24 protein-coding genes are annotated in these 21,617 nt (G+C 67.9%); 11 read left to right on the top strand and 13 right to left on the bottom strand.

Annotated elements, in window-relative coordinates:
- The first annotated feature begins 187 nt into the window (after window positions 1–187).
- The 5 genes from ACZ470_RS00920 to ACZ470_RS00900 all read left to right on the top strand — a co-directional run bounded on the left by ACZ470_RS00920 (window position 188) and on the right by ACZ470_RS00900 (window position 5,713).
- Window positions 188–874: a class I SAM-dependent methyltransferase gene (locus ACZ470_RS00920; protein ID WP_468423156.1), complete on the top strand. Its 687-nt coding sequence runs from the start codon at window positions 188–190 to the stop codon at window positions 872–874.
- Entirely contained in the window at window positions 871–3,606 is a 2,736-nt protein-coding gene (locus tag ACZ470_RS00915) for an SUMF1/EgtB/PvdO family nonheme iron enzyme (RefSeq protein WP_468423154.1), read from the top strand. The genes ACZ470_RS00920 and ACZ470_RS00915 overlap by 4 nt, the downstream gene beginning before the upstream one ends.
- Window positions 3,603–3,899 (top strand): hypothetical protein, encoded by a 297-nt coding sequence (locus tag ACZ470_RS00910; protein WP_468423152.1) that lies wholly within the window; start codon window positions 3,603–3,605, stop codon window positions 3,897–3,899. The genes ACZ470_RS00915 and ACZ470_RS00910 overlap by 4 nt, the downstream gene beginning before the upstream one ends.
- Window positions 3,896–5,194 carry a hypothetical protein gene (locus ACZ470_RS00905; RefSeq protein ID WP_468423151.1) on the top strand — a complete coding sequence of 433 codons (1,299 nt, stop codon included), beginning with the start codon at window positions 3,896–3,898 and terminating at the stop codon, window positions 5,192–5,194. Before ACZ470_RS00910 ends, ACZ470_RS00905 begins: the two co-directional genes overlap by 4 nt.
- A 72-nt stretch (window positions 5,195–5,266) precedes the next feature.
- Window positions 5,267–5,713, top strand: coding sequence for a very short patch repair endonuclease (locus tag ACZ470_RS00900; protein WP_468424028.1), 447 nt, complete (start codon window positions 5,267–5,269; stop codon window positions 5,711–5,713).
- Here the strand turns inward: ACZ470_RS00900 and ACZ470_RS00895 are convergent.
- The 4 genes from ACZ470_RS00895 to ACZ470_RS00880 all read right to left on the bottom strand — a co-directional run bounded on the left by ACZ470_RS00895 (window position 5,645) and on the right by ACZ470_RS00880 (window position 11,186).
- Window positions 5,645–6,994 (bottom strand): DNA cytosine methyltransferase, encoded by a 1,350-nt coding sequence (locus tag ACZ470_RS00895; protein WP_468423149.1) that lies wholly within the window; start codon window positions 6,992–6,994, stop codon window positions 5,645–5,647. The genes ACZ470_RS00900 and ACZ470_RS00895 overlap by 69 nt on opposite strands.
- Before the next feature lie 183 nt (window positions 6,995–7,177).
- Complete coding sequence (locus ACZ470_RS00890) at window positions 7,178–8,992, bottom strand: DEAD/DEAH box helicase (RefSeq protein WP_468423147.1); 1,815 nt, start codon at window positions 8,990–8,992, stop codon at window positions 7,178–7,180.
- The gene (locus tag ACZ470_RS00885; protein ID WP_468423145.1) at window positions 8,989–10,425 is read right to left on the bottom strand and encodes a ParB N-terminal domain-containing protein; all 1,437 of its coding nucleotides are present in this window, start codon (window positions 10,423–10,425) and stop codon (window positions 8,989–8,991) included. The genes ACZ470_RS00890 and ACZ470_RS00885 overlap by 4 nt, the downstream gene beginning before the upstream one ends.
- A 35-nt stretch (window positions 10,426–10,460) precedes the next feature.
- Entirely contained in the window at window positions 10,461–11,186 is a 726-nt protein-coding gene (locus ACZ470_RS00880; protein WP_468423143.1) for a hypothetical protein, read from the bottom strand.
- 489 nt (window positions 11,187–11,675) lie between these two features.
- Here ACZ470_RS00880 and ACZ470_RS00875 point away from each other — a divergent pair, with 489 nt between their 5' ends.
- Window positions 11,676–12,347 carry a hypothetical protein gene (locus ACZ470_RS00875; protein ID WP_468423141.1) on the top strand — a complete coding sequence of 224 codons (672 nt, stop codon included), beginning with the start codon at window positions 11,676–11,678 and terminating at the stop codon, window positions 12,345–12,347.
- 49 nt (window positions 12,348–12,396) lie between these two features.
- Here ACZ470_RS00875 and ACZ470_RS00870 read toward each other — a convergent pair whose 3' ends face one another.
- Window positions 12,397–13,017, bottom strand: coding sequence for an ATP-binding protein (locus tag ACZ470_RS00870; protein ID WP_468423139.1), 621 nt, complete (start codon window positions 13,015–13,017; stop codon window positions 12,397–12,399).
- A 215-nt stretch (window positions 13,018–13,232) separates the two neighbouring features.
- On the opposite strand from ACZ470_RS00870, the gene ACZ470_RS00865 reads away from it, so the two are divergent.
- Together ACZ470_RS00865 and ACZ470_RS00860 are read left to right on the top strand one after the other, a co-directional pair.
- Entirely contained in the window at window positions 13,233–14,078 is an 846-nt protein-coding gene (locus ACZ470_RS00865) for a helix-turn-helix domain-containing protein (protein ID WP_468423137.1), read from the top strand.
- Entirely contained in the window at window positions 14,079–14,288 is a 210-nt protein-coding gene (locus ACZ470_RS00860; protein WP_468423135.1) for a DUF397 domain-containing protein, read from the top strand. It abuts the gene before it with no gap.
- Between the two features lie 25 nt (window positions 14,289–14,313).
- Here ACZ470_RS00860 and ACZ470_RS00855 read toward each other — a convergent pair whose 3' ends face one another.
- The 4 genes from ACZ470_RS00855 to ACZ470_RS00840 form a co-directional block, all read right to left on the bottom strand.
- Entirely contained in the window at window positions 14,314–14,727 is a 414-nt protein-coding gene (locus tag ACZ470_RS00855) for a VOC family protein (protein ID WP_468423133.1), read from the bottom strand.
- On the bottom strand, window positions 14,724–15,323 hold the full coding sequence (locus ACZ470_RS00850) for a dihydrofolate reductase family protein (RefSeq protein ID WP_468423132.1): 600 nt from the start codon (window positions 15,321–15,323) through the stop codon (window positions 14,724–14,726). Before ACZ470_RS00850 ends, ACZ470_RS00855 begins: the two co-directional genes overlap by 4 nt.
- Before the next feature lie 194 nt (window positions 15,324–15,517).
- Window positions 15,518–15,805 carry a hypothetical protein gene (locus tag ACZ470_RS00845; RefSeq protein WP_468423131.1) on the bottom strand — a complete coding sequence of 96 codons (288 nt, stop codon included), beginning with the start codon at window positions 15,803–15,805 and terminating at the stop codon, window positions 15,518–15,520.
- A gap of 232 nt (window positions 15,806–16,037) precedes the next feature.
- Window positions 16,038–16,871 carry an aldo/keto reductase gene (locus ACZ470_RS00840; protein WP_468423130.1) on the bottom strand — a complete coding sequence of 278 codons (834 nt, stop codon included), beginning with the start codon at window positions 16,869–16,871 and terminating at the stop codon, window positions 16,038–16,040.
- Window positions 16,872–16,996: 125 nt separating this feature from the next.
- Between ACZ470_RS00840 and ACZ470_RS00835 the strand changes: the two genes are divergently transcribed.
- A complete protein-coding gene (locus ACZ470_RS00835; RefSeq protein WP_468423129.1) occupies window positions 16,997–17,710 on the top strand; it encodes a PH domain-containing protein in 714 nt (237 codons plus the stop codon).
- Between the two features lie 81 nt (window positions 17,711–17,791).
- Entirely contained in the window at window positions 17,792–18,565 is a 774-nt protein-coding gene (locus tag ACZ470_RS00830; RefSeq protein ID WP_468423127.1) for a hypothetical protein, read from the top strand.
- A 28-nt stretch (window positions 18,566–18,593) separates the two neighbouring features.
- Here ACZ470_RS00830 and ACZ470_RS00825 read toward each other — a convergent pair whose 3' ends face one another.
- The 4 genes from ACZ470_RS00825 to ACZ470_RS00810 form a co-directional block, all read right to left on the bottom strand.
- Entirely contained in the window at window positions 18,594–19,445 is an 852-nt protein-coding gene (locus ACZ470_RS00825; RefSeq protein ID WP_468423126.1) for a tetratricopeptide repeat protein, read from the bottom strand.
- Between the two features lie 11 nt (window positions 19,446–19,456).
- Window positions 19,457–20,005 carry a TetR/AcrR family transcriptional regulator gene (locus tag ACZ470_RS00820; protein ID WP_468423124.1) on the bottom strand — a complete coding sequence of 183 codons (549 nt, stop codon included), beginning with the start codon at window positions 20,003–20,005 and terminating at the stop codon, window positions 19,457–19,459.
- A gap of 9 nt (window positions 20,006–20,014) precedes the next feature.
- Complete coding sequence (locus tag ACZ470_RS00815) at window positions 20,015–20,602, bottom strand: sugar O-acetyltransferase (RefSeq protein ID WP_468423122.1); 588 nt, start codon at window positions 20,600–20,602, stop codon at window positions 20,015–20,017.
- 63 nt (window positions 20,603–20,665) lie between these two features.
- Entirely contained in the window at window positions 20,666–21,040 is a 375-nt protein-coding gene (locus ACZ470_RS00810) for a VOC family protein (protein ID WP_468423121.1), read from the bottom strand.
- Between the two features lie 207 nt (window positions 21,041–21,247).
- On the opposite strand from ACZ470_RS00810, the gene ACZ470_RS00805 reads away from it, so the two are divergent.
- Window positions 21,248–21,550, top strand: coding sequence for a hypothetical protein (locus ACZ470_RS00805; protein WP_121546139.1), 303 nt, complete (start codon window positions 21,248–21,250; stop codon window positions 21,548–21,550).
- Window positions 21,551–21,617 lie beyond the last annotated feature (67 nt).

Raw genomic sequence — 21,617 nt, 5'->3', positions numbered from 1 at the left:
AACAGCCTGACCTGTTACGCGCTGTTGCGGGATTGCCACTCCCGATAGTCTGCCTGGTGACTGTTGGCAGCACGGCGTGGGATACGCGAGGGGGACCGTGGGACGGCGCGATGTGCGAGGGCATTACGACGGTCTCGCAGCCGAGTATGACGAGCACTGGGTCTACGGACCGGAGTACGTCCCGTGGATGTCCCGCCAAATCGCCGAGGCGCTGAGCCTCGACCCGGCAGACCGGATCGCCGACATCGGCTCCGGAACAGGCCTGTTCGCCAGGGAGCTGGCCAGACATCTGCGTCCGAGCCGCCCCATTCTGTGCGTCGACCCCTCGGAAGCAATGCTTCGCGGACTCGGCACCCCGCCTCCGCCGAACCTGACACCGGTCGTCGCCTCGGCGGAGGACGTCGCCGAAGGCCGGACCCGGCTGCCGTACGAGGAACTGGACGCCATCTGGCTCAAGGAGTCGGTGCACCATGTGACCGACCAGGCACGCACGTTGCGCGGCCTCTCCGAACGGCTGGCACCAGGTGGCCGGCTGCTGATCATCATGCTTCCGGCCACCATCCGGTACCCCTTGTTCAAGGCAGCCCTCGCCCGCTTCGAGGAGCTGCAACCGGACCCGGCCCTGATCGAGGGTCATCTGCGCCAAGCAGGACTGGAGACCCAGCTCAGCCACGTCGAGCACGAACTCCGCATCGACCGCGACAAGTACCTCGGCATGGTCCGCGCCCGCTACATGTCCCTGCTCTCCACTTTCAGCGACAGCGAGATCGAGGAAGGTGTCGAGGAGATACGAGCCGCCCATCCGGAACCCGTGCTGGTGTTCCCGGACCGGTTCGCTTTCGTTCTCGGCCGGCGAGCGAAGGAGAGTGCGTGAGTACCGTCGTCGACGAGCGGCTGCGGCGTCTGCGGAGGGAACTCGACGACCACTCCCGGATCGCCGACCGTCTCGGGCTCGACCTGGAACGCCCGTTACGGTCGCTCAACGACGGCTATCCGGAGAACGCTGTCGCGCTGGTCGGGAAGCTGACCGAGAAGCTCCTGAAGGAGCTGTGGCGGCACCACGGCGTCGAGGGTGACCCCTCCACCAAGGCGCTGAACGACCTGGTCAAGCGCTGCCGTCCGTACATCCGCAGCAACACTGTCCTGGACGCGCTCGACGACATCCGACGCTTGCGCAATCGCTCTACCCACGACGGGTACGACATCAGCGACGAGGACGGGCTCCTCGCGGTGCGCAGGCTCGTCGACGTCCTCGTCTGGTTCACCGACACCGGGAGTGTGGCCCTGCTCGGCGGGGAACCGGATGTGGCACCCGAGGTCGCGCGTCGCTGCGAATTCCTCGCGGGACTCCATGTCACCCTCGGGTACCGGCAGGCCAAGCGGTTCGTTCTCAGCCCGGACACCGTATACCTGTTGTTCTGCCGCGAGTCAGGGATACGGCTGGAATATGTGGAGCTGATGCTCTCCAGGGACGCCGACGACCTCGGCACCGTGCTCGCCTCCCACGGCGGCGAGCTGCTCCGCACCCAGCTGCCCAAGCTCACTCGGTTCGTGGTCGTGGACAACGACGGTGGCGCGGCTCCCGGCGCACTCCATCAACTGCTGGGCACCGACTTCCGGATCGTGCGGTACGACGGGTTCGTCGACACCATCGTCAATCTTGACGCCCACCTTGCCGGGCTCACTGACACCACCGACCCCGAGGGCACAGCCGACGCTCCGCCCGAGCCGACGGCCGCTGTCGCCGCGACGGTCCTGACCACCGACCCGCGCACTGGCGAATCCACGGTGACGGAGTCTGGTGACGCGGCGGAACTGCTGGTCCGCCTCGCACGTAGTAGCGCCAACGTCCTGGTGACCGGACGGCCAGGCAGCGGGAAGAGCACCCTCCTGCGTACCCTGGCCGCCGACGCGGAGGTCCGCCGCTTCCGCTTCTACTTCGACCTCGGCCTCAAGCCGAAGGATGAGCCCTTCTCCGAGTACGCCGCCCGTCTCCTGGCACCGGCCATGTCGTCGGACCGTTCCCGCGCGTACGACCTCTTCCTCTATCTGATCCGCTCAGGTACCGCGCTGTGTGTGCTCGACGCCATCGACGAGGGTGTCGCGGAACCGAGCCCCGCCGGATTCCTGCGCCTGTTCACCGATCTCTCGGCCGTCCTGTCCGCCGAGTCGGCGGTCGTCATCAGCTCCCGGGTCTCCTTCCTCGCGGACTCTCCCCAGGTACGTCAGCTACTGGACAGCGGTGCCGGCCGCTCCGAACAGCTGGTGGAGCAGATGTACGCGAACGGCGTGGATCCGTCCCGCGTTCCGCACTTCCACGTCGTGCGCCTCACCGAGCCGGAGGAAACCCCGCTCGAACGACGCCTCACCGCGCGGCTGGGTCTTCCTCCGGGCCGGCCTCTCGCGGAGATCCTCGGCACCCACCTCACGCGGACGCTGACCGAGCGTGGGCGTCCCGAGCTGGAGCAGCGCCTGCCCGCCGCACTCGGCCGGGCGTTCCTCACCGACCAGACCGTTTTCTCCCTGCTCGACCTGTACCGAGAGCTGGGCGGCGACGCGTTCACGGACGGACAACTCGATCCGGCTTCCTGCGTCCTCGCACCGCTGCTGCGCCCGGCGGGACCCGGCCACGTCGCCTTCGCGCACACCGCGTACCAGGAGCTGCTGGCCGCCCGGTATCTCGCCGACCCAGCTCACCTCGCAGCCGTGGCGGACCTTCCCGACGGCGCCTTCCTGACGGAGCAGGTGCGTGCCTTCCTCGCCGAACTGTCCAGCGGGGGAAGCAGCGGAGATGACAGCAGCAGTGTGTGTGATGACTGCGTACTGCCCGCAGGGGCGTACCTGGTCGGCCCAGCCGAGCGACTGCTGATCCGCCGCGTCGAGCACTCCGTGCGTTTCGACCGCCGCGCCGTGACTGTCGCCCGCTACCGACGTTTCCTCGACGCCCTCGAAACGGACGGCACCTCCCGGTGGGACCACCCGGACCAGCCGACCCATGTCACCCACCACCCCTGGACCGACCGGCTGCGCCACCCCGACTACTACGAGAACCCGCGCTACGACGATCACCCGGCGATCTGCGTCAGCTGGTGGAGTGCGTACGCATTCGCCGCATTCGAAGGGAAGCGGCTGCCTACCTCGCTCGAATGGGAGGCAGCCGCGCGCGGCACCGACGGGCGGCTCTTCCCCTGGGGTGATATCCCGGACAGCAGCCGCGTCAACTGCGCCGATACCTGGGTCGGCCGGCCTGTCGTCACGTACCAGGCGTGGTACCGGGACTTCGCGGGCGACGCCGTCCGCCGGGCTGGTGCCACACCCGCCGACGAACGTCCTGGCAACCGCTCCCCGTTCGGCGTCCTGGACATGGTGGGCAACTGCTGGGAGTGGACCTCCACCACTGTGGGCGACGCCGCCGAGGCCGTCATCTGCGGCGGAAGCTACGACAACCCGATGCGCGCGGTGCAGACCAGCACCAAGGGCATCTACCGCAAGCGTGGCGGGAGCAACGCGGTCGGCTTCCGCTGTGTGCAGGACGTGGACCCGGCGGAGGGTCCCGCCACGGCACCGGACACCGACACGACCGGAACGGAGAGGACACCCGCATGAGCGGCGGCAGCGACGGCGGCGCTTTCGGCAGCAGCGGCGGGCCGCGGCAGGGAATCATCGTCGACCGGCGGCCGAGCGGCGGAGGGCCGAGTGGTGCACTCGGTTCCTACATCGTCCAGGACGCCGAGAACGAGCGGTACTACAACTTCGACTACCGGCAGATCGTGACTGAGGGCTTCCGCACCATCCGTACTGGCGAGCGCGTCCGTTTCCACGTCAGTGCCACGAGCCCCGACCGGGCTGAGTTCGTCATCCGTCTCGACCAGCCCGACCCTGCCGAGTACTACCGGTGACCACGGCCGACGCCAACCCGTCCCTCGACGATGTCACAGGGGCCCGGCAGGAACTGACCGTCGTCCTGCCCGCCCGGCTGCGCCGCGCCCCCGACTGGTCCGAGGGTCCGTTCCCTTTCGAGCTCGGCAGCCGCCGTACGGACACACCGACCCGGTCCACCTACTTCGCCCCCGCCTCCGCGCGCGCCCTCTACGGTGGCCCCGGGCGGCCCCGCCGCTGGCATCTGCCACTGGACGTCAAGCACGACGGACTGCACCTGCTCGGCATAGAGCTGCTCAGCGCGGCCACCGCCCGCGACCCCGATCACGCCTTGGCCGTCCTGCACTTCAGTGCGGAGAGGCCTCTCCTGCCAGTGCTGCGAACTCTGGCCGGCCGCGGATCGGTTACCACCGACGAGCCACTCACGGGACTCACGGGACCGTTCGACCCAGTCCTGCTCCTCGACGACATCGCCGACGTACGGGACCCCTCCGCGCCCTTCGCCATCGCCCGGCCGTACACGATCGCCTTCCTCACCCCGACGGCACACCACACACCCGCGCTCCGCGACGGCCCCGAAGGGGAACTGCCCGCCACCGCGGACCGCTGGCTATGGCAACTGGCTTCCCGCTCCAACCCGCAGGACTTCCCCCTGCCCCCGGAGACCGCCGCGGAGCAGCTCAAGGACGCCGTACGCATCTCCGCGGACTGGAGTGCCCTGGTACTGCGGCAGGGCGCTGCCTTCCTCGGCCACCGGCCGGACACCGGCGCGGGCGACTTCTACGAGTTCGGCGCGCTGCACTCCCGCACCGTCTACCTCGACGCTCTGCTGCTCGGGTCGCTCCAACGCGACCACATCGACGAACTCACCGACGAGCTCTCGGACGTCTTCACTTCCTCCCAGCGTCTCGCGCGCCGGGTCGCCGGCCTGGAACGGAACATCGCGCATTTCCGCAGTGGCTACTGGCGGCAGCATCTCACCGCCCACGGTCCCGCGAACGAACTGCTGCTCGCCTTCCAGAACCAGCACCGGCTGCCCGCCCGCTTCAACGAGATCCTCGCCGAAGCCGCCGACTACAGCCGTCTGGCCCAGACCCAGGAGAGCCAGCAGATCAGCGGCGCCCTGGGCGTGCTCACGATCCTCGGCCTCCCCCTGGGCACGGCCCTGGGCATCCTCCAGGTCCTGGACGACCACTCGCTGTCCCACCTCGTCGTCGCCCTGGTCCTGTCCGTGGCCTCAACGGCCGCAGTGCTGACCACGCGGTACGGGCGGTTGGTGCTGTCGTCGTTGCGGGGCGGCGACGGCCAGCGGTAGGACGTCCGGGGGCCGGGCGTGTGCGGTCCTGACAGCCTTCCGACTACCCTCTGTGGTGTGTCAGAAGATCTCGTGTGGGAAGCCCCAGAGGGTTCCTGGGCTTCGTCTGCGGCCCGGCGCCGCAATATGCAGGCAATCCGCAGCCGTGACACAAAGCCCGAAAAACTCATCCGACGGCTGGTGCACGCCCAAGGGCTGCGCTACCGCGTGGCCGCGCGCCCTCTGCCGGACCTACGCCGCACAGCAGACCTGGTATTCCGCCCGGCTAAGGTCGCGGTCTTCATAGACGGCTGCTACTGGCATGGGTGTCCTGAGCACTACGTGCCACCCAAGACCAATTCTGGCTACTGGTCGGACAAAGTCCTGCGCAATGTCACACGCGATCGCGACACGGATCAGAAACTCCGAGAGGCCGGTTGGCTTGTGCTCCGTTTCTGGGAGCACGAGTCCTCAGTGTCCTGCGCTCAGCAGATTACCGACACCGTTCTTGCGCGTCGTGCGAGGCCGCCCGCTTCCTGACACTGGAATCTCCAGTTGTCCGACTGTGTTCTGCTGCGGAATATCCTGACCTGAATCCATCACGTAGCCGTTGAGCAACTCTTCCCGGTGCGCCGGACGCAGGACGGCCGCGATTGCGCGGCCTACGGCCTCAGCGACCGGCGGCGGGAAGGCGTTTCCGACCTGCCGATAGCGCGCCGTCTTCTTCCCCTGGAACTTCCAACCACGGGGGAAGCCCTGAATGATGGCCGCCTGCTCCACGGTCAGCATCGGTCCGGTGTCCCGGAAGAGGTCACGCTCGGGGTCACATGCTTCTCGGTCATTAGCGACACCCATGGCGTTTACGCCAAGGGCCTCCCACGCCCTCTTAGCCCGAGTAGGTCCGAGGTCCGCTCCGCCGTGCTTCCTGGACCCGCCTACGAGGGTCGGCGCCACGCCTCGGCCCGCGGCCGCAGCCTTCTCCGCGTCTTCCAGCCAGTCATTGAAGACGTCCTCCCCGGTACGCTCCCCCGGCCCGGCCGGCCTGCCCCACCTGTTCTTGCCCCAGAAGTCTTTGCAGCGCTCCCGCATTGTCTCCTCAAGCTGCCGCGCCACAGTAGCTTCGTCTTCGTCCAGGCGAACTGGCCAAGAGAACTCCGAGCCGTCACCGGCAAGGTAATCTTCATGAATGGCAACAAGGATTGCCCTGGGCCGGAGTTGCGGCACCCCGAAGTGCTTCGCGTCCAGTCTGCGCCAGACCTTCCGCATCTCTACGTCCTGACGCGCAGGGGCCCATCCGCTCTTGACCTGCGGAACCGAATACCCTAGATCCTTAAGATCCCTCAGAATCTCGGCACGATATTCAATAAAAACCTCCGGGGGTTCCAGGATTCCCCGGACATTCTCAATCATCACGGCCTTGGGCAGCAGCGCCTCGATGATCTCAAGAGCGGCAGGAAAAAGGTCGCGCTCATCGTCCTTGCCGAGCTGCTTTCCAGCCAGCGAGAACGGAGGGCATGGAACGCCCCCCGCAAGCAAGTCCAGCTGCTTAGGCTTTAGCTCCAGGTCTCTGAATTCCTTGGATTTCAGGAATTCCTTAACATCCATTGGCTGGAGACTGTCCGCTCGCTCGGCATCCCACCCAGGCCAGCCCGCCACGTTTGCGCTCAGTGTCTGGACGGCATGCGGATCCCACTCGACGAGGGCTCGGTGGTCAAAGCCGGCGTTGTGGAGCCCAACGGCTTGCCCGCCGGCCCCCGCGCAGATCTCGATCGAGGTCAGTGGCGGGGTGAACTGCGGGCGCTTACCGCCGTTGGCGCGCATGGGCGCTCCTCCTGGTATGGCTCATGGGTCGTTCTGTCAAGTAACCATGATCAATCATCTCTGGTCTCTTGACACCAAGAGTCTCCCACTCCGCTTCCTCGCGGGAACCAGGCCTGCGGGCAAGGGCCCGGCCGAACCTGGCCCAGCCAGATCAAGCCGGGCCAGGAAACCAAAGCACAGAACCTACCTAGTTCCCATGTGCCGGAGCAAGGCTTCAATATCGCTCGGTGCCAGCCCCGCCGCGACCGACGGCTCTTCTTCCAAGTCAGCGAGCTGCTGCACCGTGGGGTCGTCCAGGATCCGCCCCATGAACTCCAGCTTCTGGTCGAGACGCACTTCCACCACCTCGTCGACGGTGTCGCGTGCGGCAAGCACAGTGACCCTCGTGTCCGTGTCCGGTGCCAGACCAAGGCGGTGAATGCGGTCAAGGCTCTGCAGGAAGCGTCCCGCCATGAAGTCCCGGTCGACATAGACGGCGTCGTGGCAGACATGGTGAAGGCTGATGCCCTCGCCCAGGGTCGCGGGATTGGAAATCAGCACCATGCAGCTGGGGTCCTCCCGGAAGCGGCGCAGCTGCTCCTCACGGTCCACGGTGCCCCCGTAGACCACGGCAGGACCGTACTTCTCCAGCATCCGTTCCAGCGTCGTCAAACTGCGGACGAACGTCGTCCAGACCAGCGTCTTGCGGCCCCTGGCTGCGTTCTCAGCGACGATCGCCACCGCCTCCTTGTACTTCGGCGACAGCTCGTAGTCCGGCAGGTTCTGCATGAGCGAGTACAGCGAGCTGCCCTGGGGAATGTCCAGCGGCGGCAACTGGTACGCCAGCGGCTCATACCGGCTTCCGCCCTCTAGCAGCAGGGCCGGACTCGTTGCCGCCATCAGCAGCCGGAGCGCCGTCTTGCCCAGCGAGCTGAGATCGTCCCTCGCTGTGCCGTTGCCCATACCACCTACCAGTGAGGAGTAGATCTCCTTGTGCAGCGGCGGCATGTCGACGTACCGCATCCGCAGTTGCATAGGCGGCAGGCCGAGCTCCTGCTTGGTCGTCCTGGTGAACAGTGGCCGAAGCACGGAACTGGCGTAGGTGAGGTCACCACCCGCCACGGCCTGAACCACCGTGCGCTGTCCGTGACCGGGCCACACAAAACCCAGCAGGTTCTCCAGATCCTTGGATCCATTGGGCGCCGGCGTACCAGTGAGGATCATCCGTCGTGCCGCAAGAGGGCCTAGCGCCATGCACGCGGCACCGTAGGTCCCCCGGGCTCCCAGCTTCATCCTGTGCGCCTCATCGAGGATGATCATGGAGGGAGCAGCCTTCAGCCAGCCGGCGAGCCTGGGCAGCTGGCGGTCCAGCCGCTCGTAGTTGACGATCAGCACCTCGGCCCACTGGTCCATCGATCCGTCGAGCACGTTCGTGCGCAGTGGATACCTGAGACACACCGCCGTCTCGTACTGCCAGGACTCGTACGCCGACTTCGGACAGACCACCAGGAGCCGGCTGACCTTCCCCTGCTGCTTCTGCGCCGCGTACACCGCCAGGCCCACCCGAGTCTTTCCCGCGCCTGGCACGCTGAAGTTCGCCCCGTGCTGGAGAGACAGAAGCTTGGCGATATCCCGGCACTGGAACTCACTGAGTTCCGCCTGCCACGTGTCCCCGAGCAGGTGCGGCACCTGGTCCGGGGCGACCTCACCGCGCGGCTCGGTGCCAGCGAGCCGCGACTTTACGGTGTTGGCGTCCTGTACGACACCGGCCACGAGATCGCGCAGTTCAGGGGACCACTCGACACCCGTGTGATGGGGCCAACCGCTGAGCGCTCCCAGGTTGGCCAGCAACTCATCCAGAGCGACCGACGCGCTGAGGGGGCCGAGCTGGCCGCCCGTACGGAAACGGGCAGCCAGCTGGACAAGGTCCTGACGGTATTCGTCTGTGGTCCTCAGGATGACCTGAGTCCGCGTCTCGTCGAACGCCAGACGCAGGGACGTTCCGGCCGAGTCCGTCACCGCAGATCCTCCGAGGAAACGGCCTTGAGCAGCCAGGCCACTCCATCACCAGGACTGGGCAGCCCACGGCCGGCCTGCTGGGCGAGCTTGCGCAAGCTGCTCCGCAGGTTCAACACCGCTTCGTCGAAAGCCTCCTCGTCCAGGCTGCGGGAGGTACGCGCCTGCACCAGGTCCATCACGCACTGGTCGATACTCGCGCTCGCTTCCGCCAGCCGGGCCGGCGCGAGCTGCTTGCGCTTACGCAGCCGCGCACTGCGCCCCGCGGTCTCGATCGCCTCGTCAAACGCCTTCTTGGCGTCGTCGAGAACGGCCTGCTCCCTGGCCTTGTCGCCGTCGGCCAGGCCCGCTCCCCCACTACGCACAGCGGCAGCAGCCCTGAGGAGCTGGTCGTTGAGAGCACGGGCTTCCGAGACGGCCGAGGAAGCACCCGGGACCGTAAGCCCCAGCCCGGGAATCGACACAGCGTCCTCACCCGCCGCGCCGGACGCCTCAGTCTTGAGGGGAGCCGGGAGCGTGTGGGCCAGGTAGTCCTCCTTCAGGAAGTCCTCGTCGATGTGCCTGACGTCCGTCTTGGAGAAGTCGAGAAGGATCGCCGCCAGCCGCCACTCCTTGAGGACCTCCGCCTGGTCCCGGTCCACGCTCTCCAGCTTCAGGTACAGCCGGTGCAGCTCCTTGAGCCGCTCCTGGGCGCCCTCCCAGTCGACAAGCCGCAACGCAACGCCGCCGCCACTCTTGCTCCGGTCGATCAACTCCTTGATGGTGCTGAGAATCCACCGCTCCTGGTGGTACGTCTTCACCTGGATCCGGAAGTCCTTGGCGATCTGCTCAGGCGTCCTGCCCAGCGACGCCTGCTCTTCCATAGCGAGCAGCCGGTTGATGTAGGTGTAGTCACGGCGGTGGTCCATCCGCAGCTGAAGCGACAGCTCGACCGCGTTGATGTCCGCCCAGGTGAACGACTCGGGAAGCACACCCACACGCATCGTCTGCACCCGAAGGTCCCGCAGCGCCACCGCGCGCGTATTGCCGTTCACCAGCACACCCTGGTGCGTGACGAGCCCCGGGTCGTTCTGTCCGAACTGCTCCAGGCTCTCCTTCAGCTTGTCGAAGTCGGGATCGCGCAGATTGGGATCGGTGGGCGAGGCCTTGAGGAGGAACGTGAGGTAGTCCTGGCTTTCCTGGGTCCAGGGGTCCTTGTCGAGCGCCTCATCGGAGGCCGCGTTGTGGCTGCGCTGAGCTCGGATCCTGTGCGTACCCGGGTTGAGGTACAACCCGCTGAGCGGAAGGTCGATCACTTCCACGTGGGCCTGCTGTTCGTTCCAATCAACCCTGACGGTTTCCCTCGTTCCGCCGGCGGCCTTCGCCTCCTGGACCTTCTTCTTGATCAGTTCGCTGAACTCGGCCGCGCGCGGCGGCGCCGGGAACTCCCGCAGCATTCTTTCCCCGTCCCTCTGTCTTTGCTGTTCTGTGCTCAGTCGTCCGAACCATCAGGCGCGTCGGTGTCGTCCAGAGCCTCGGCGACGGCCTTCCGGGCCTCTTCGGGCAGGGTCCGGTAAAGACCCCACAGCTTTTCGATCGGCTCTGGCGACCGCCGGTCAGCATCGATCCAGCCGGCCAGAATCCGCCGCTCCATCACGGACAAGTCTTCGACGAGTTCAAGCAGCGCCCCCAGATTCACCTCACGGTCGCCGCTCCCCGAGCCGCACCGCTTGCACTCGGTGACGAACTGGTACTCCTCCGACCCATCAGCCAGCAGAACCTTGCGCCGGGCGACGTTCAGTACGGACTGCGTGACATCGTCGTCCCCGTACTCTTCACCGGACGCGATGCCGCACGACCGGCAGAGGTAGCTGTCCGCTTCGAACACCCTCTGCCGCTGCGCCGCCGTGAGGCTGTTCTTGTGCTTGGGTGCCTTCGCCTGGCCCGGGATCCAGACCTCCGCGCCCCGGCCGACGAACCGCTGCTCCTCCTGCTTGAGCGTCGGGTCGTCACGGCTCGTGTCGATACGCCAGCCGCGGTCGCGCAGGTCCCTGATGCGCCGGTCGATCTGCGCGACGTCGGGGAATGCTCCCCGCAGATCAGCCTTCGTGAAGATGTTTCCTTCCCCCACCTCAGTAAGAAGCCACAGTGCGGCACGCACCATGCTTCCGACCTTGCGGTCACCATCCATCTTGTTCTGCCACGACGGCAGCGTCATCCAGCACCTCCGGATCGCTCACTTCGCATACCGCCTTGAATGCGCACATCAAGAACAAACGGCATGCAAGTGGAATACGCCCCCCACTATCTGGCGGTTCCCAGCAGTCTCCAGTCTTCCACTACGACCCGAATGAGCGTCCACCCCTAGAACGCTTGCTCAGGAATTAGCAAGAGCTGCACCCAAAGCACGGGGCACAATGGCGCCGAGGTGCAGGGTCGTTGACGGCTCATCGACAGTGAGGCGGAGAAGAGCGGCATGGCGCGTAACGGGGCTACGGCGAGCAGGACCACCTGGACGGACAAGGCATTCCGCAGCGACATACGCCCTCACATGCGGAATCTCGCCGAGGCTCTGCAACTGCTCTGTCGGCACCTGCGGCCAGATGAAGCGGACAGGCGCAATGGAAGGCACCTAACTCAGGCAAAAGCCGCCGCCCGCGTCCACTGTTGCGAGAGCTCTTTGTCCCGATATCTGAGCGGACAATCCATGCCAGACCTGGCACTAGTGAAGTATCTGCATAGAGAAGCGTGCCGGGACGCTGGAGGCGAGCACGCTGTCAGCCTCACCTTCGGCGCACTAACTCTGTTGCATAAGCGGGCGGAAGCGGAACGGCGTCGCGGCGACGGCGGCGAGGAGATCGACACGCTGACCGGGCTGTTGCGGGAGGCCGAGTCGGAGAGTGCGGCTCTCCGGCAAGAGGTCGCGGAACTGAGGTCGCTGCGCGGCGAAGCCGCCGCTCTGCGGGCAGCAGTGGAGGAACTCGAGGCCGCCAGAGCCGGCTTGCAAGCCCGTTTGGCAGCACTAACCTCATCAGGTCCGCTGCCGGTCCCCCGCCGCAGGGGGGACCGGCAGCGGATGCGAACAGATGTTGCCGCCGTACGCAGTCTGGCTACACAAGCTGGGCAACTCGACGCCGACGGTCGGGCAGAGGCGGCACTCAGATTGCTCCGCCGGTCCACGGAAGTCCTCAACCCGCTGGAGACAGCTGGAGTGCTGCTGCTACTGCGTCAGCGGCAGCATGACGCATTGGCTGACAACCTGATCCATGTCTACGGGCGCGACCAGGGTGATCAAGATGTGCTGCACGTGGCACTGGCCCTCCACGAGCAGGGCTCATCCGATGACGCCGGCGCGATACTGCACGCGGCATTGGAGTGACCGCCGGCGCAGGTACACGGAGTAGCGCAACTGCACCGTCGGCAACCGCTTAGGCCGCTTCGGCCTCGTAGTGCATCTGGGCCCGGTCCAGCACGTCATCCGGGTCCAGGCCGCGAGCGGACGTCCAGTGCAGCAGGTCAGCGATCAGCTCGATCGCTGACTCTTCCAGTACCGCTTCGCACGGCCTGTGCGCGTCGGCGCCGCTGCGCCCTCGGTAGGTCTCCAGTACATCGACGGCCCGCTCCATACGTCGGCACGCAGCGTCCGAGCCCAGCTCGATCTCGCACCACACCGCCTTGCCTAGCGCCGTGACGACGGTTCCCCAGTTCACCGCCATGGCGGCGAGCATGTGCAGGCCACGGCCACATTCTGCGTCACAGTTGGCGGTGCGCAGTGAGGGCAGTGAACTGCTCTTGTCGTGCATCTCTACGCGCAGCCGCTCGCGCTGCCACTCAAGGATCAAGGTCGCCGGCGAGCCCTCACCGACGTGCTTGATGACGTTCGTTGCCAGCTCCGTCACGACGAGCTGCGTCGCATCGCCGGCGGTCGGCACGCCCCACTGGCCGAGTTGCGCGGCGGCAGCTCGTCGCAGAAGACGTACTTCCGACGGCAGTGCCTCAAAAGGCAGGACACAGCGGCGCTGACTGTCCTTGTTGTCGATGCCGGGCATGAGCGGTTCTCCCTCCCTTGCCACGCGATGCTGCGCCTACCGTGTCCACACGGCTGCATTGCGTAGCTGTCCGTCACCGAGAATGACACAGAGAACTCTCACTGTGTAACTTCTCATGACTCTCTATCGAGTGAATCGCGTGGTGAGTCGGCTGCCGCTCTACCTAGCCTGTTCACACCCCGAGCACCTGCCGGGGGCAGTGCTTGAGGAGTTTCATGCCCGTGAGGACCACCACACGCCGTCGGCAACTGGGTGCGACCCTGCGCAAGTTGCGTGCCCGCAAGGGGATGACCCTGGAGGAGGCCGGCGGGCTGGTCGGCGTATCGAAGGCGACGGTCAGCCGGTATGAGACGCAGGCTGGGCCGGTGAAGTGGATCGTCGTGGACGCGCTGTGCCGTGCGTACGAAGCCACGGATGCCGAGCGGGAGGCCGTAGTTCGCCTGGCGAAGGACGCTAAGCAGCAGGGGTGGTGGAGTTCGTTCGCCGACTCCATCCCGGAGAGCATGAACCTGCTGCTCACGCTGGAGGACGAGGCCGTACGTGAGGATCACTTCTCTTGCGTCTACGTTCCCGGGCTGCTTCAGACGCGGGCCTACAGCACCGCTCTGCAGAAGGCGAATGAGATCCCCCTGGAGCCGGCCGAGATCGAGCGGCTGGTGGACATCCGCATGAAGCGGCAGGAGATCCTCACGCGACCGAAGCCGCCCCGCTTGTGGGCGATTCTCGACGAGTCCGTGATCCGCCGGGTCGTCGGGGCTCCAGAGATCATGAAGGAGCAGCTTGGCCAACTACTCGAAGCGAATGAGTCCCCGCACATCACCCTTCAGGTGCTGCCGTTCTCCAAAGGTGCCCACTGCGCAGCGCTCGGCAGCTTCGTGATCCTCGGGGGCACCGAGTCGGCCCTCGACGTGGTCTACGTCGACTTTCACACCGGCTCCCTCTTCCTGGAGCAGGAGGAGGAACTGGAGCGCTACAGACTTGCGTTCGAGTACCTCCGCGCACAAGCGTTGGACATGGAGGCTTCCTCCGCTCTGATCCACCACGTGCGCAAGGAGCTGTGAATGCCCAACACCCATCAGGACTCCATCGAGCGGGCCTGGTTCAAGTCCTCTTACAGCGGTGGCAACGCGACAGAGTGCGTTGAGTGCGCGTACACCGGGACTGGCGCTCTGATACGCGACTCCAAACGGGTGAACGGACCCGTGGTCCATGTCAGGACGGGCCCTTGGCTCACGTTCATACGATCCCTGACGCACGCCATACAGAGGTAGCGCCAGACTTCGCTCAGCAGACCGCTCAAGAGAAGTCCGCGGCGGTGATGCCGTCCGGGTGGCCAGGTGGCCATTCCACCAGTTCGATCCGGTAGCCGTCCGGGTCCGTGAGCCACGACGTCTTCGGGCCCTGGGGGCCGCCCGGGTACTGGAGAGGTCCCGGAGCCAGGCCGGCGTCGGTCAGGCGGTCCAGGGTGGCGGGCAGGGTGTCCACCTGGATCGCCAGGTGGTCGAAGCCGCTGCCCACGTCGACGCGGCCGTCGGCCGGGCGGTGGACCAGTTCGAGGGAGGCCGCCGGTTCGCCGGGGAAGCTGAGGATCACGAGGTGACTGCCGTCGCCGGTGTCGACCCTGCCCAGCTCGACGTAGCCCAGGGCGGTGTAGAAGTCGAGCGAGCGGTCCAGGTCGGTGACTCGGTAGGAGACGAAGAGCGTCTTCATGCGGCGTCCTCCTCGGGTCGGCGTACCCGGTAGCGGAGGTGCGTGACGTCTCGGTCCTCGAGTCGGCGGACGAGTTCCAGTTCGATCTGGTCATCGCCGAGGTGGTCGAACAGGCGTCGGCCGGCCCCGAGCAGGACCGGAACCAGGTGGATCTCCATCTCGTCGAGGTGCCCGGCTCGCAGGAGCGCCTGGGCCGCGCCCGCCCCGTGGACCATGACCGGCCGGTCCCCGGCCGCCGCGCGAGCCTGACGGGCGCAGTCGTCGACGTCCGTGACGAAGCGCGCGTGGCCGGGTGGCACGTCCCCGTCATCCACATGGTGGGTGAGGACGAAGATCGGCACACCGTCGTGGTGGTCGCCCTGCCAGCGCCCGGCGAGTTCGAAGGTCCGACGACCGGAGATCAGCGCGCCGGTCGCCAGCGCCTCGCGATAGACCTGTCCGCTGGGGCCGTCGGATTCCCGGTCGTCGAGCCAGTTGAAAAGACGTCCACCGGCGCGTCCGAGCTCCTGGCCCGGTCGATCGTCCGGACCGGCGATATAGCCGTCGAGCGACATCGACATGTACAGCCGAATCGGATTGCTCTTTGTGGCCGCCATCTCTGCTCCATAGCTCGGTAATGATCCACTTCTCACCCCGTAGGGACGGATCCGTCGAAGTGGAAGACTTCAGGCAGCAGGGAAACTCATCGCCCTGGCGAGAAGTAAACCAAGAGCAGTCGATCAATCGAGCAAAGGCGAGCGAGGGCAGGTCCCCCCGCCCTCGCCTTCTTCGGAGCAGTGTGGGCCCCGTGTCAGCCCTTGGAGCTGTCGGTCGCCCGGTCACAGGCCTCCACCGCGTGGGCTGTGCGCACCCCCAGGCCGATCAGCCCATTCGTGCACTGGGTTTCGCTGATGGTTCCGATGGCGGCCTTACCGCAGTAGATCTGAACGCCCTTCCCCACCAGGTAACCGTTGCTGCTCAGGTACTTCTGGCAGCTCGAAGAGTCGGCATGTGCCGTCCCCGTGCCCGCGACGGACAGCGCGCCCGCTCCCGCGGCCAGGAACAGTGCCGCGAATAACCGGTTCACCTTGCGCATCATCAACCCCCATTTTCGTGGTCGCAATTCATACGGCACGGGCGGCGGCGCGTCTTCACAACGCCGGGCCGGAAAGAGGACGACCAGCCCTTCTGCCCTCGCCTTGTGTCCACAGCGTATTTGAGGAGCGAGGGAGCGCCTTGGCGTCGAGTCTCCGGTCTTTTGACCATGCGTCTCCTTCTGGGCTGCCACGCACCACCCGTCGGCGCCGGCACGTCACCCGCGGGTGCTCGAGTCAGCCGACCAGGGCGTCGAGGCGCTCACGGTGAGCCGCGGGGATGTCGAGGCGCTCCGCGGCCAGGTTCTCCTCCAGGTGGTCGATCCGGGTGGTGCCCGGGATCGGGAGGACGGCCGGTGAGTGGCCGAGGAGCCAGGCCAGCGCGAGCTGGGTGGGGGTGGCGTCGAGCTCGGTCGCTATCGCGGTGACCTCCGGGCTCGCTCCCGTGTCACCCCAGGCGACGGGGCGCCACGGCAGGAACGCGATGCCCGCCGCTTCGCAGGCCGCGAGGACGGGCTCGTGTTCGCGGTCGAGCAGGTTGTACCGGTTCTGGACGCTCGCGATGTCGACGATCCGCCATGCCTCGTAGAGTTGGTCGACGGTGACCTCGGACAGGCCGATCCTGCCGATCTTGCCCTCGGTCCGCAGGTCGCGCAGTGTGCCGACCTGGTCGGCGAGTGGTGTGTCGGGGTCGACGCGGTGCAGTTGGAGCAGCTCGATCCGCTCGACGCGCAGTCGGCGCAGGGCCTGCTCGACCTGGTCGCGCAGGATCGCCGGCCGACCGTCGAGCTTCCAGTCGCCCCCGGGGCCGGTTCGGGCGACGCCGACCTTGGTGGTGATCAACAGGCCCTCGGGGTAGGGGTGGAGGGCCTCGGCGAGGAGTTCCTCGTTGGCTCCGCCGCCGTACAGGTAGGCGGTGTCGATGAGCGTGACGCCCAGTTCGACGGCACGCCGGGCGACGGCGAGGGAGGTCTCGCGGGCCGGGCCCGGTTCCGTGGGCAGATGCATGGCCCCGAAGCCCAGCCGCCGTACGTGGAAGTCCCCGCCGATGGGAAACGTCGTCGATGTCATGTGGTGTCTTCTCCCCCTCGCCCGGGGGGAACGCTAACAGCGCAACGTGACGGGCGCCGGGCTCGTTGGCCCATCGGTACCGTTGGCGGGCGAAACGCCCCCAACTCCCGCTGGAGGCAGATGTGATGAGCGGTAGCGGCAGTCGGAGCCGGGCGCTGCGTACGTATCGGCTGGGCCGGGCCCAGCTGGTGTTGGTCACTCTCGTCCTCGGGCTGCCCGGGATTCCGCTGGCGGGCACGTTCGTGCCGGAGGACGATCTGCCCGTGACGTTCAAGGCCGGGATGCTCGTGCTGATGAGCACGGTGTACCTCGCCATCGTCTGGTTCTGGCGGGTGGCGACCGTCGTGTACGAGGACCACATCGCCGTACGGCAGTTGTTCCGCGCCCGCAGGATCGCCTGGTCCGACGTGCTGGGCATCGACGTGGACGATCACCCCGGGGCGTCCAGGACACTGCTGCTCGACCGGGAGGGCCGGCTGTTCGGCCTGCCGGGAGGGGTCGGGGCGCGTCCCGACGCGGTCCGCGCCATTCGGGACGTGTGGGAGCGGTCTCGGGGCGACGGCTGGACGGCACCGGGCGAAGCCTTCGTGCGGGCGGCGCGGGAGCGCGCCGCGGCCCGGTCTTCGGCGGCGGGGCTGGCGGTCCTCGTGACGATCGGGTCGTTCCTCGTGCTCCTGTTCGGCCTATTTGCCCTGGGTGATGCGCTGGACTGGGACAGCGAGGGGATTCCCCTGGCGGTGCAGTGCATCGGCTTCGTACCGGTCGTGGTGTTCCCCGCCGTGTATCTGGTCGCCGTCCGCCGTCTCCGGCGTCGTGAGGGCACCACGTACGGGCCCTGAGGGGGCGGGGTCGTGCAACCGGGAGCGTGGTGCGGCGCGTCCGGTCGGGTGATCGTACGCAATCGACGAAAGGTGACACCCGTGCCGAGCTCTGTCCTGGACCCCACGGAGCAAGCCGACATATTGGCCGAGGTCGGCGGTGTGCTGGCCGGAGGGCTTCCCGACGGATGGGCCAAGGCGACGCTCCGCTGGTCCGATCTGGTGTCCGGTGGGTCGATGACGTCGCTGACGGTTCTGGACGACGACGGCCGGGCCCTCACCGCCGGAGGCGTCCCGAGCGGGGTCAACGAGCTGTGCCGGCGCCTGCGGGCCGGGATGTACGACGAGGCCCTCGGCACCTGGTTCACGCTCACCTACACGCTGACCCCGGGAAAGTACTCCGCCGGCTACGACTACGACCACGAGCCGGACGCTCCGTCCTTCACGCCCGAGCACTTCGCCCGGGACCTGTCGTACTTCCCCCGCGCGGAGGAGCACATCCCCGACTGGCTGCGGGAGAAGCTGGACGGGCTCCCCAATGTCTACGGGGCCGTGCATCTGCGCCATGACGCGTCGGAGGGCACCTCCACTCCCTCACCGGCCGAATTCGTCGACGCGCTGACCGAAGCGGGCTGGGAGACCGGGCCCTCGGACCGATTCCGCCGTGAGATCGCCTTCTCCACGGAGTGGGCCCGGCTCACCACCCTCTCCAGCCCTCAGCTCGTCCGCTTCGCCGGCCAGGTGGACCCCGAGCGCTGGGAGGAACTGCACGCCCTGCTCATCGGGTTCGGGTGGAACGTCGGCATGTCGTGCTACGAGCCCCGGGGTGGAGAGTTGGTGCGGGAGTTCCCGCAGCCACGGGAGAGCGGCAGCTGACCGGTGGATCGCCTCCCCGGGAGGGGGATCAGCCGCGCGCGGACTCGTCGGCCGGGGGCGGCACCGGCGGGTCGTCGGCCGTGATGCGGGCCAGCAGCGTGCGGGCCTCGCGGAGGCGGGGGTGTTCGGGGTGCAGGGACCGCTCGCAGTCGGCCAGCGCCTCGCGTACGGCCGCTTCCGCCTCGCTCCGGCGCCCCAGCCCGTGCAGGGCGGCGGCGGTGACCAGGGCCAGGCCTCCGTTCATGCCCCTGACCCGGGGCGGGGTGAAGCGGCGTGCCTCGGTGAGTGCCTCGTCGTACCGTCCCTGGCCGTTCAGGCTGCGCACCAGGCCGCAGTGCAGGGCGGCGGCGGTGCCCCCTTGCGCACGGGGCAGGTTTCCCCGGGCTATGGCCTCGGCCTCCTCGTGGCGGTCCTGCCCGCACAGGGCGTCGACCAGGTTGTCCAGCACGCACAACTCGACGTCCCACACCGGCGTCAGATGCTTGAGGCGGGTCAAGTCGCGCAGCACTTCGAGCGCTTCGGCCTCCGCCTCCGCGTGGCGGCCCTCGCCGTTGAGGACCAGCATGTGGTTGCTGCGGACCACCAGCAGCAGCCTCCGCTCGGGGCCGGCCATTCCCTTCAGCTCCGCCGTGAGGGACTCCAGTTCGGCCAGTACCCGCGCCCCGCTCCCATGGACGCAGGCGGCCGCCGTCGCCAGGGCGCGGGCGTGCCAGGCCACCGCGAGGCCCCGGGCCCGTTTGCGCATGCGCCCCGCTTCCGCCTCCAGTGCCCTGGCCCCGGCCTCGACCTCCTCGTACCGGTCCTCCTGCCAGAGGTGGTGGAGACGGTGCAGGGTTTCCGCCTCCCGCGAGCGTCCCCGTATGAACCGTGTGATCTTCACGGGCCGTGAGGTTACGTGAGGGGTGCAGTGATGCGGGTCACCGCCCCGCGGGTCAGTTCGCGGTCGGAGGGGGTGTCGTCCAGGGCCCGGTGCAGGGTCAGGCCCTCGATCAGGGCGTCCAGTTGGCGGGCCGTGGCGGCGTCGAAGTGGTGTTCCAGGAGGGTGCGGCTGCGTCGCATCCAGCGTGCGCACAGTTCGCGGTACGGCTCGTGGCGGGCTGCCAGGGTGTAGAGCTCCTGGACGAGGATCAGATCGCGGCGGGAGCCCTCGGAGAGGGTGTGGATGAGGTCGGTGACCGCCGCACGGGCCTCGTCGGCGGTGGTGGCGCCGCCGAGGTGGCGCTCGAAGACGGTCACGACGTGGTCGGCGTAGCCGGTGAACGCCTCGTGCAGCAGGTCGTCGATGCCGGTGAAGTGGTACGTCATCGAGCCCAGCGGCACCTTCGCGCGTGCGGCGATCCTGCGGTGGGAGACGCCCGCGACGCCCTCCTCGGCGATCAGGTCGAGCGCCGCCGCGAGGATGCGCTCGCGGCGGTGGGGGTCGGTGTGTCCGGTGGCCATGCGGGTGGGTCAGATCGTGCGGACCGGGCGGGCCGGGTTGCCCACGGCGACGACATTGGCGGGGATGTCCTTGGTGACCACCGCGCCGGCGCCGATGACGGAGTTGTCGCCGATGGTCACTCCGGGGCAGATGATCGCGCCGCCGCCGAGCCAGACGTTGTCGCTGATGGTGATGGGCAGCGCGGCCTCGAGCTTGTCGCGCCGGGGCTGGGGCTCCACGGGGTGGGTGGGCGTGAGGAGTTGGACGTTCGGGCCGATCTGGCAGTCCTCGCCGATGGTGATCCGCGCGACGTCCAGCGCGGTCAGGTTGTAGTTGACGAAGGTGCGGGCGCCGATGCTGATGTTGCTGCCGTAGTCGACGTACAGCGGGGGCCGGACCTCGACGTCCTGGCCCACCGAGGCGAGGAGCTCGGTCAGGATCGGCCTCGCCTCGGCGGGGTTCTCGGGGTAGACGGCCTGGTAACGGGCCGCGAGCCGCATCGCACGCTGCTGGCGGCGGGCGATCTCCGGGTCGTCGGCGATGTACAGGTCGCCCGCCAGCATGCGCTCCAGGTTGGTGCGCGGGTCGTTCGCGAAGTAGTCGTCCGTCGTCGGCATGCGTACGATCGTACGCCCCGAGGCGTACGAACGTACACTCCCGCGCGGCGTCGGCTGGTCCGGTCAGTCGCGGTCGCCGCGCTCGATGCAGAACTCGTTGCCCTCGGGGTCGGTCAGGGTGACCCACCCTCCGCCGTCGGGGCGAGTGTGGTCCGCCACCTGGCGGGCGCCCAGGGCCACAGCGCGGGCCACCTCCTCCGCGCGGGTGCGGCCCGTCGGCCTCAGGTCGAAGTGGAGGCGGTTCTTCGCGGTCTTGCCCTCCTCCACACGGACGAAGAGCAGGCCGGGACCTCCGGCCGGGTCCGCGATCAGGGCTTCCGGGTCGCCGGGCTTGTCGTCGTCGGCGAGCGGGTTGCCCAGCATCGCGCTCCAGAACACGGCGAGGTCGTAGGGGTCGCCGGTGCAGTCGAAGGTGATGTGGCGGATGGTGGGGTTCAACGGTCCTCCGGGGACGGTCGGTTGGCGTGCCTTCCGGGCGCAGGATCGCCTACGGGGTGAGCCGCCGTCGAACCATTTGACCGACCCGGGGCCCATGAACCGACACCGGGCGCAGGGGTGCGGGCACGGGCGGCGGGCGGGGCGCGTTAGCCTCGGAAGCCGGTGAGAGGACGCCCGGTCGGGCGTGGTGGCAGGAGGCAGGCAGGCATGGCGAAGGTTCCCAGTTCGGTGGTGGCCGCGAGCGGACTCGTCGGGGGGTACGGCGTGGCCCGCTGGACCCGGAAGCGGCAGCTGGGCGGGGTCGTCCTCGCCGCCGCCGGGGCCGCCGCCGCGCAGCAGTGGCGGGAGCGGGCCGGCGGGAAGGCCGCGGGGGCGCTGTCGGTGGCGTACGTCGCCGCGTTCGCGGGGTCGCATCCGCTGGCGAAGAAGGTCGGGGCCTGGCCCGCCGTGTTCGGGGTCGCGGGGGCCGTGGCGCTCGCGTCCTGGGCGGTGGCCGACCGGCGGGGCTGAGCGACGCACGGACCGGCGGGCGGACCGGCGGGGCCGAGCGGGCCCTTCCGGCCCGTCCCCGCCCGTC

It is taken from the genome of Streptomyces sp. NPDC031111 (genome assembly GCF_055570675.1).
This window is presented reverse-complemented; position numbering and strand designations above follow the sequence as displayed.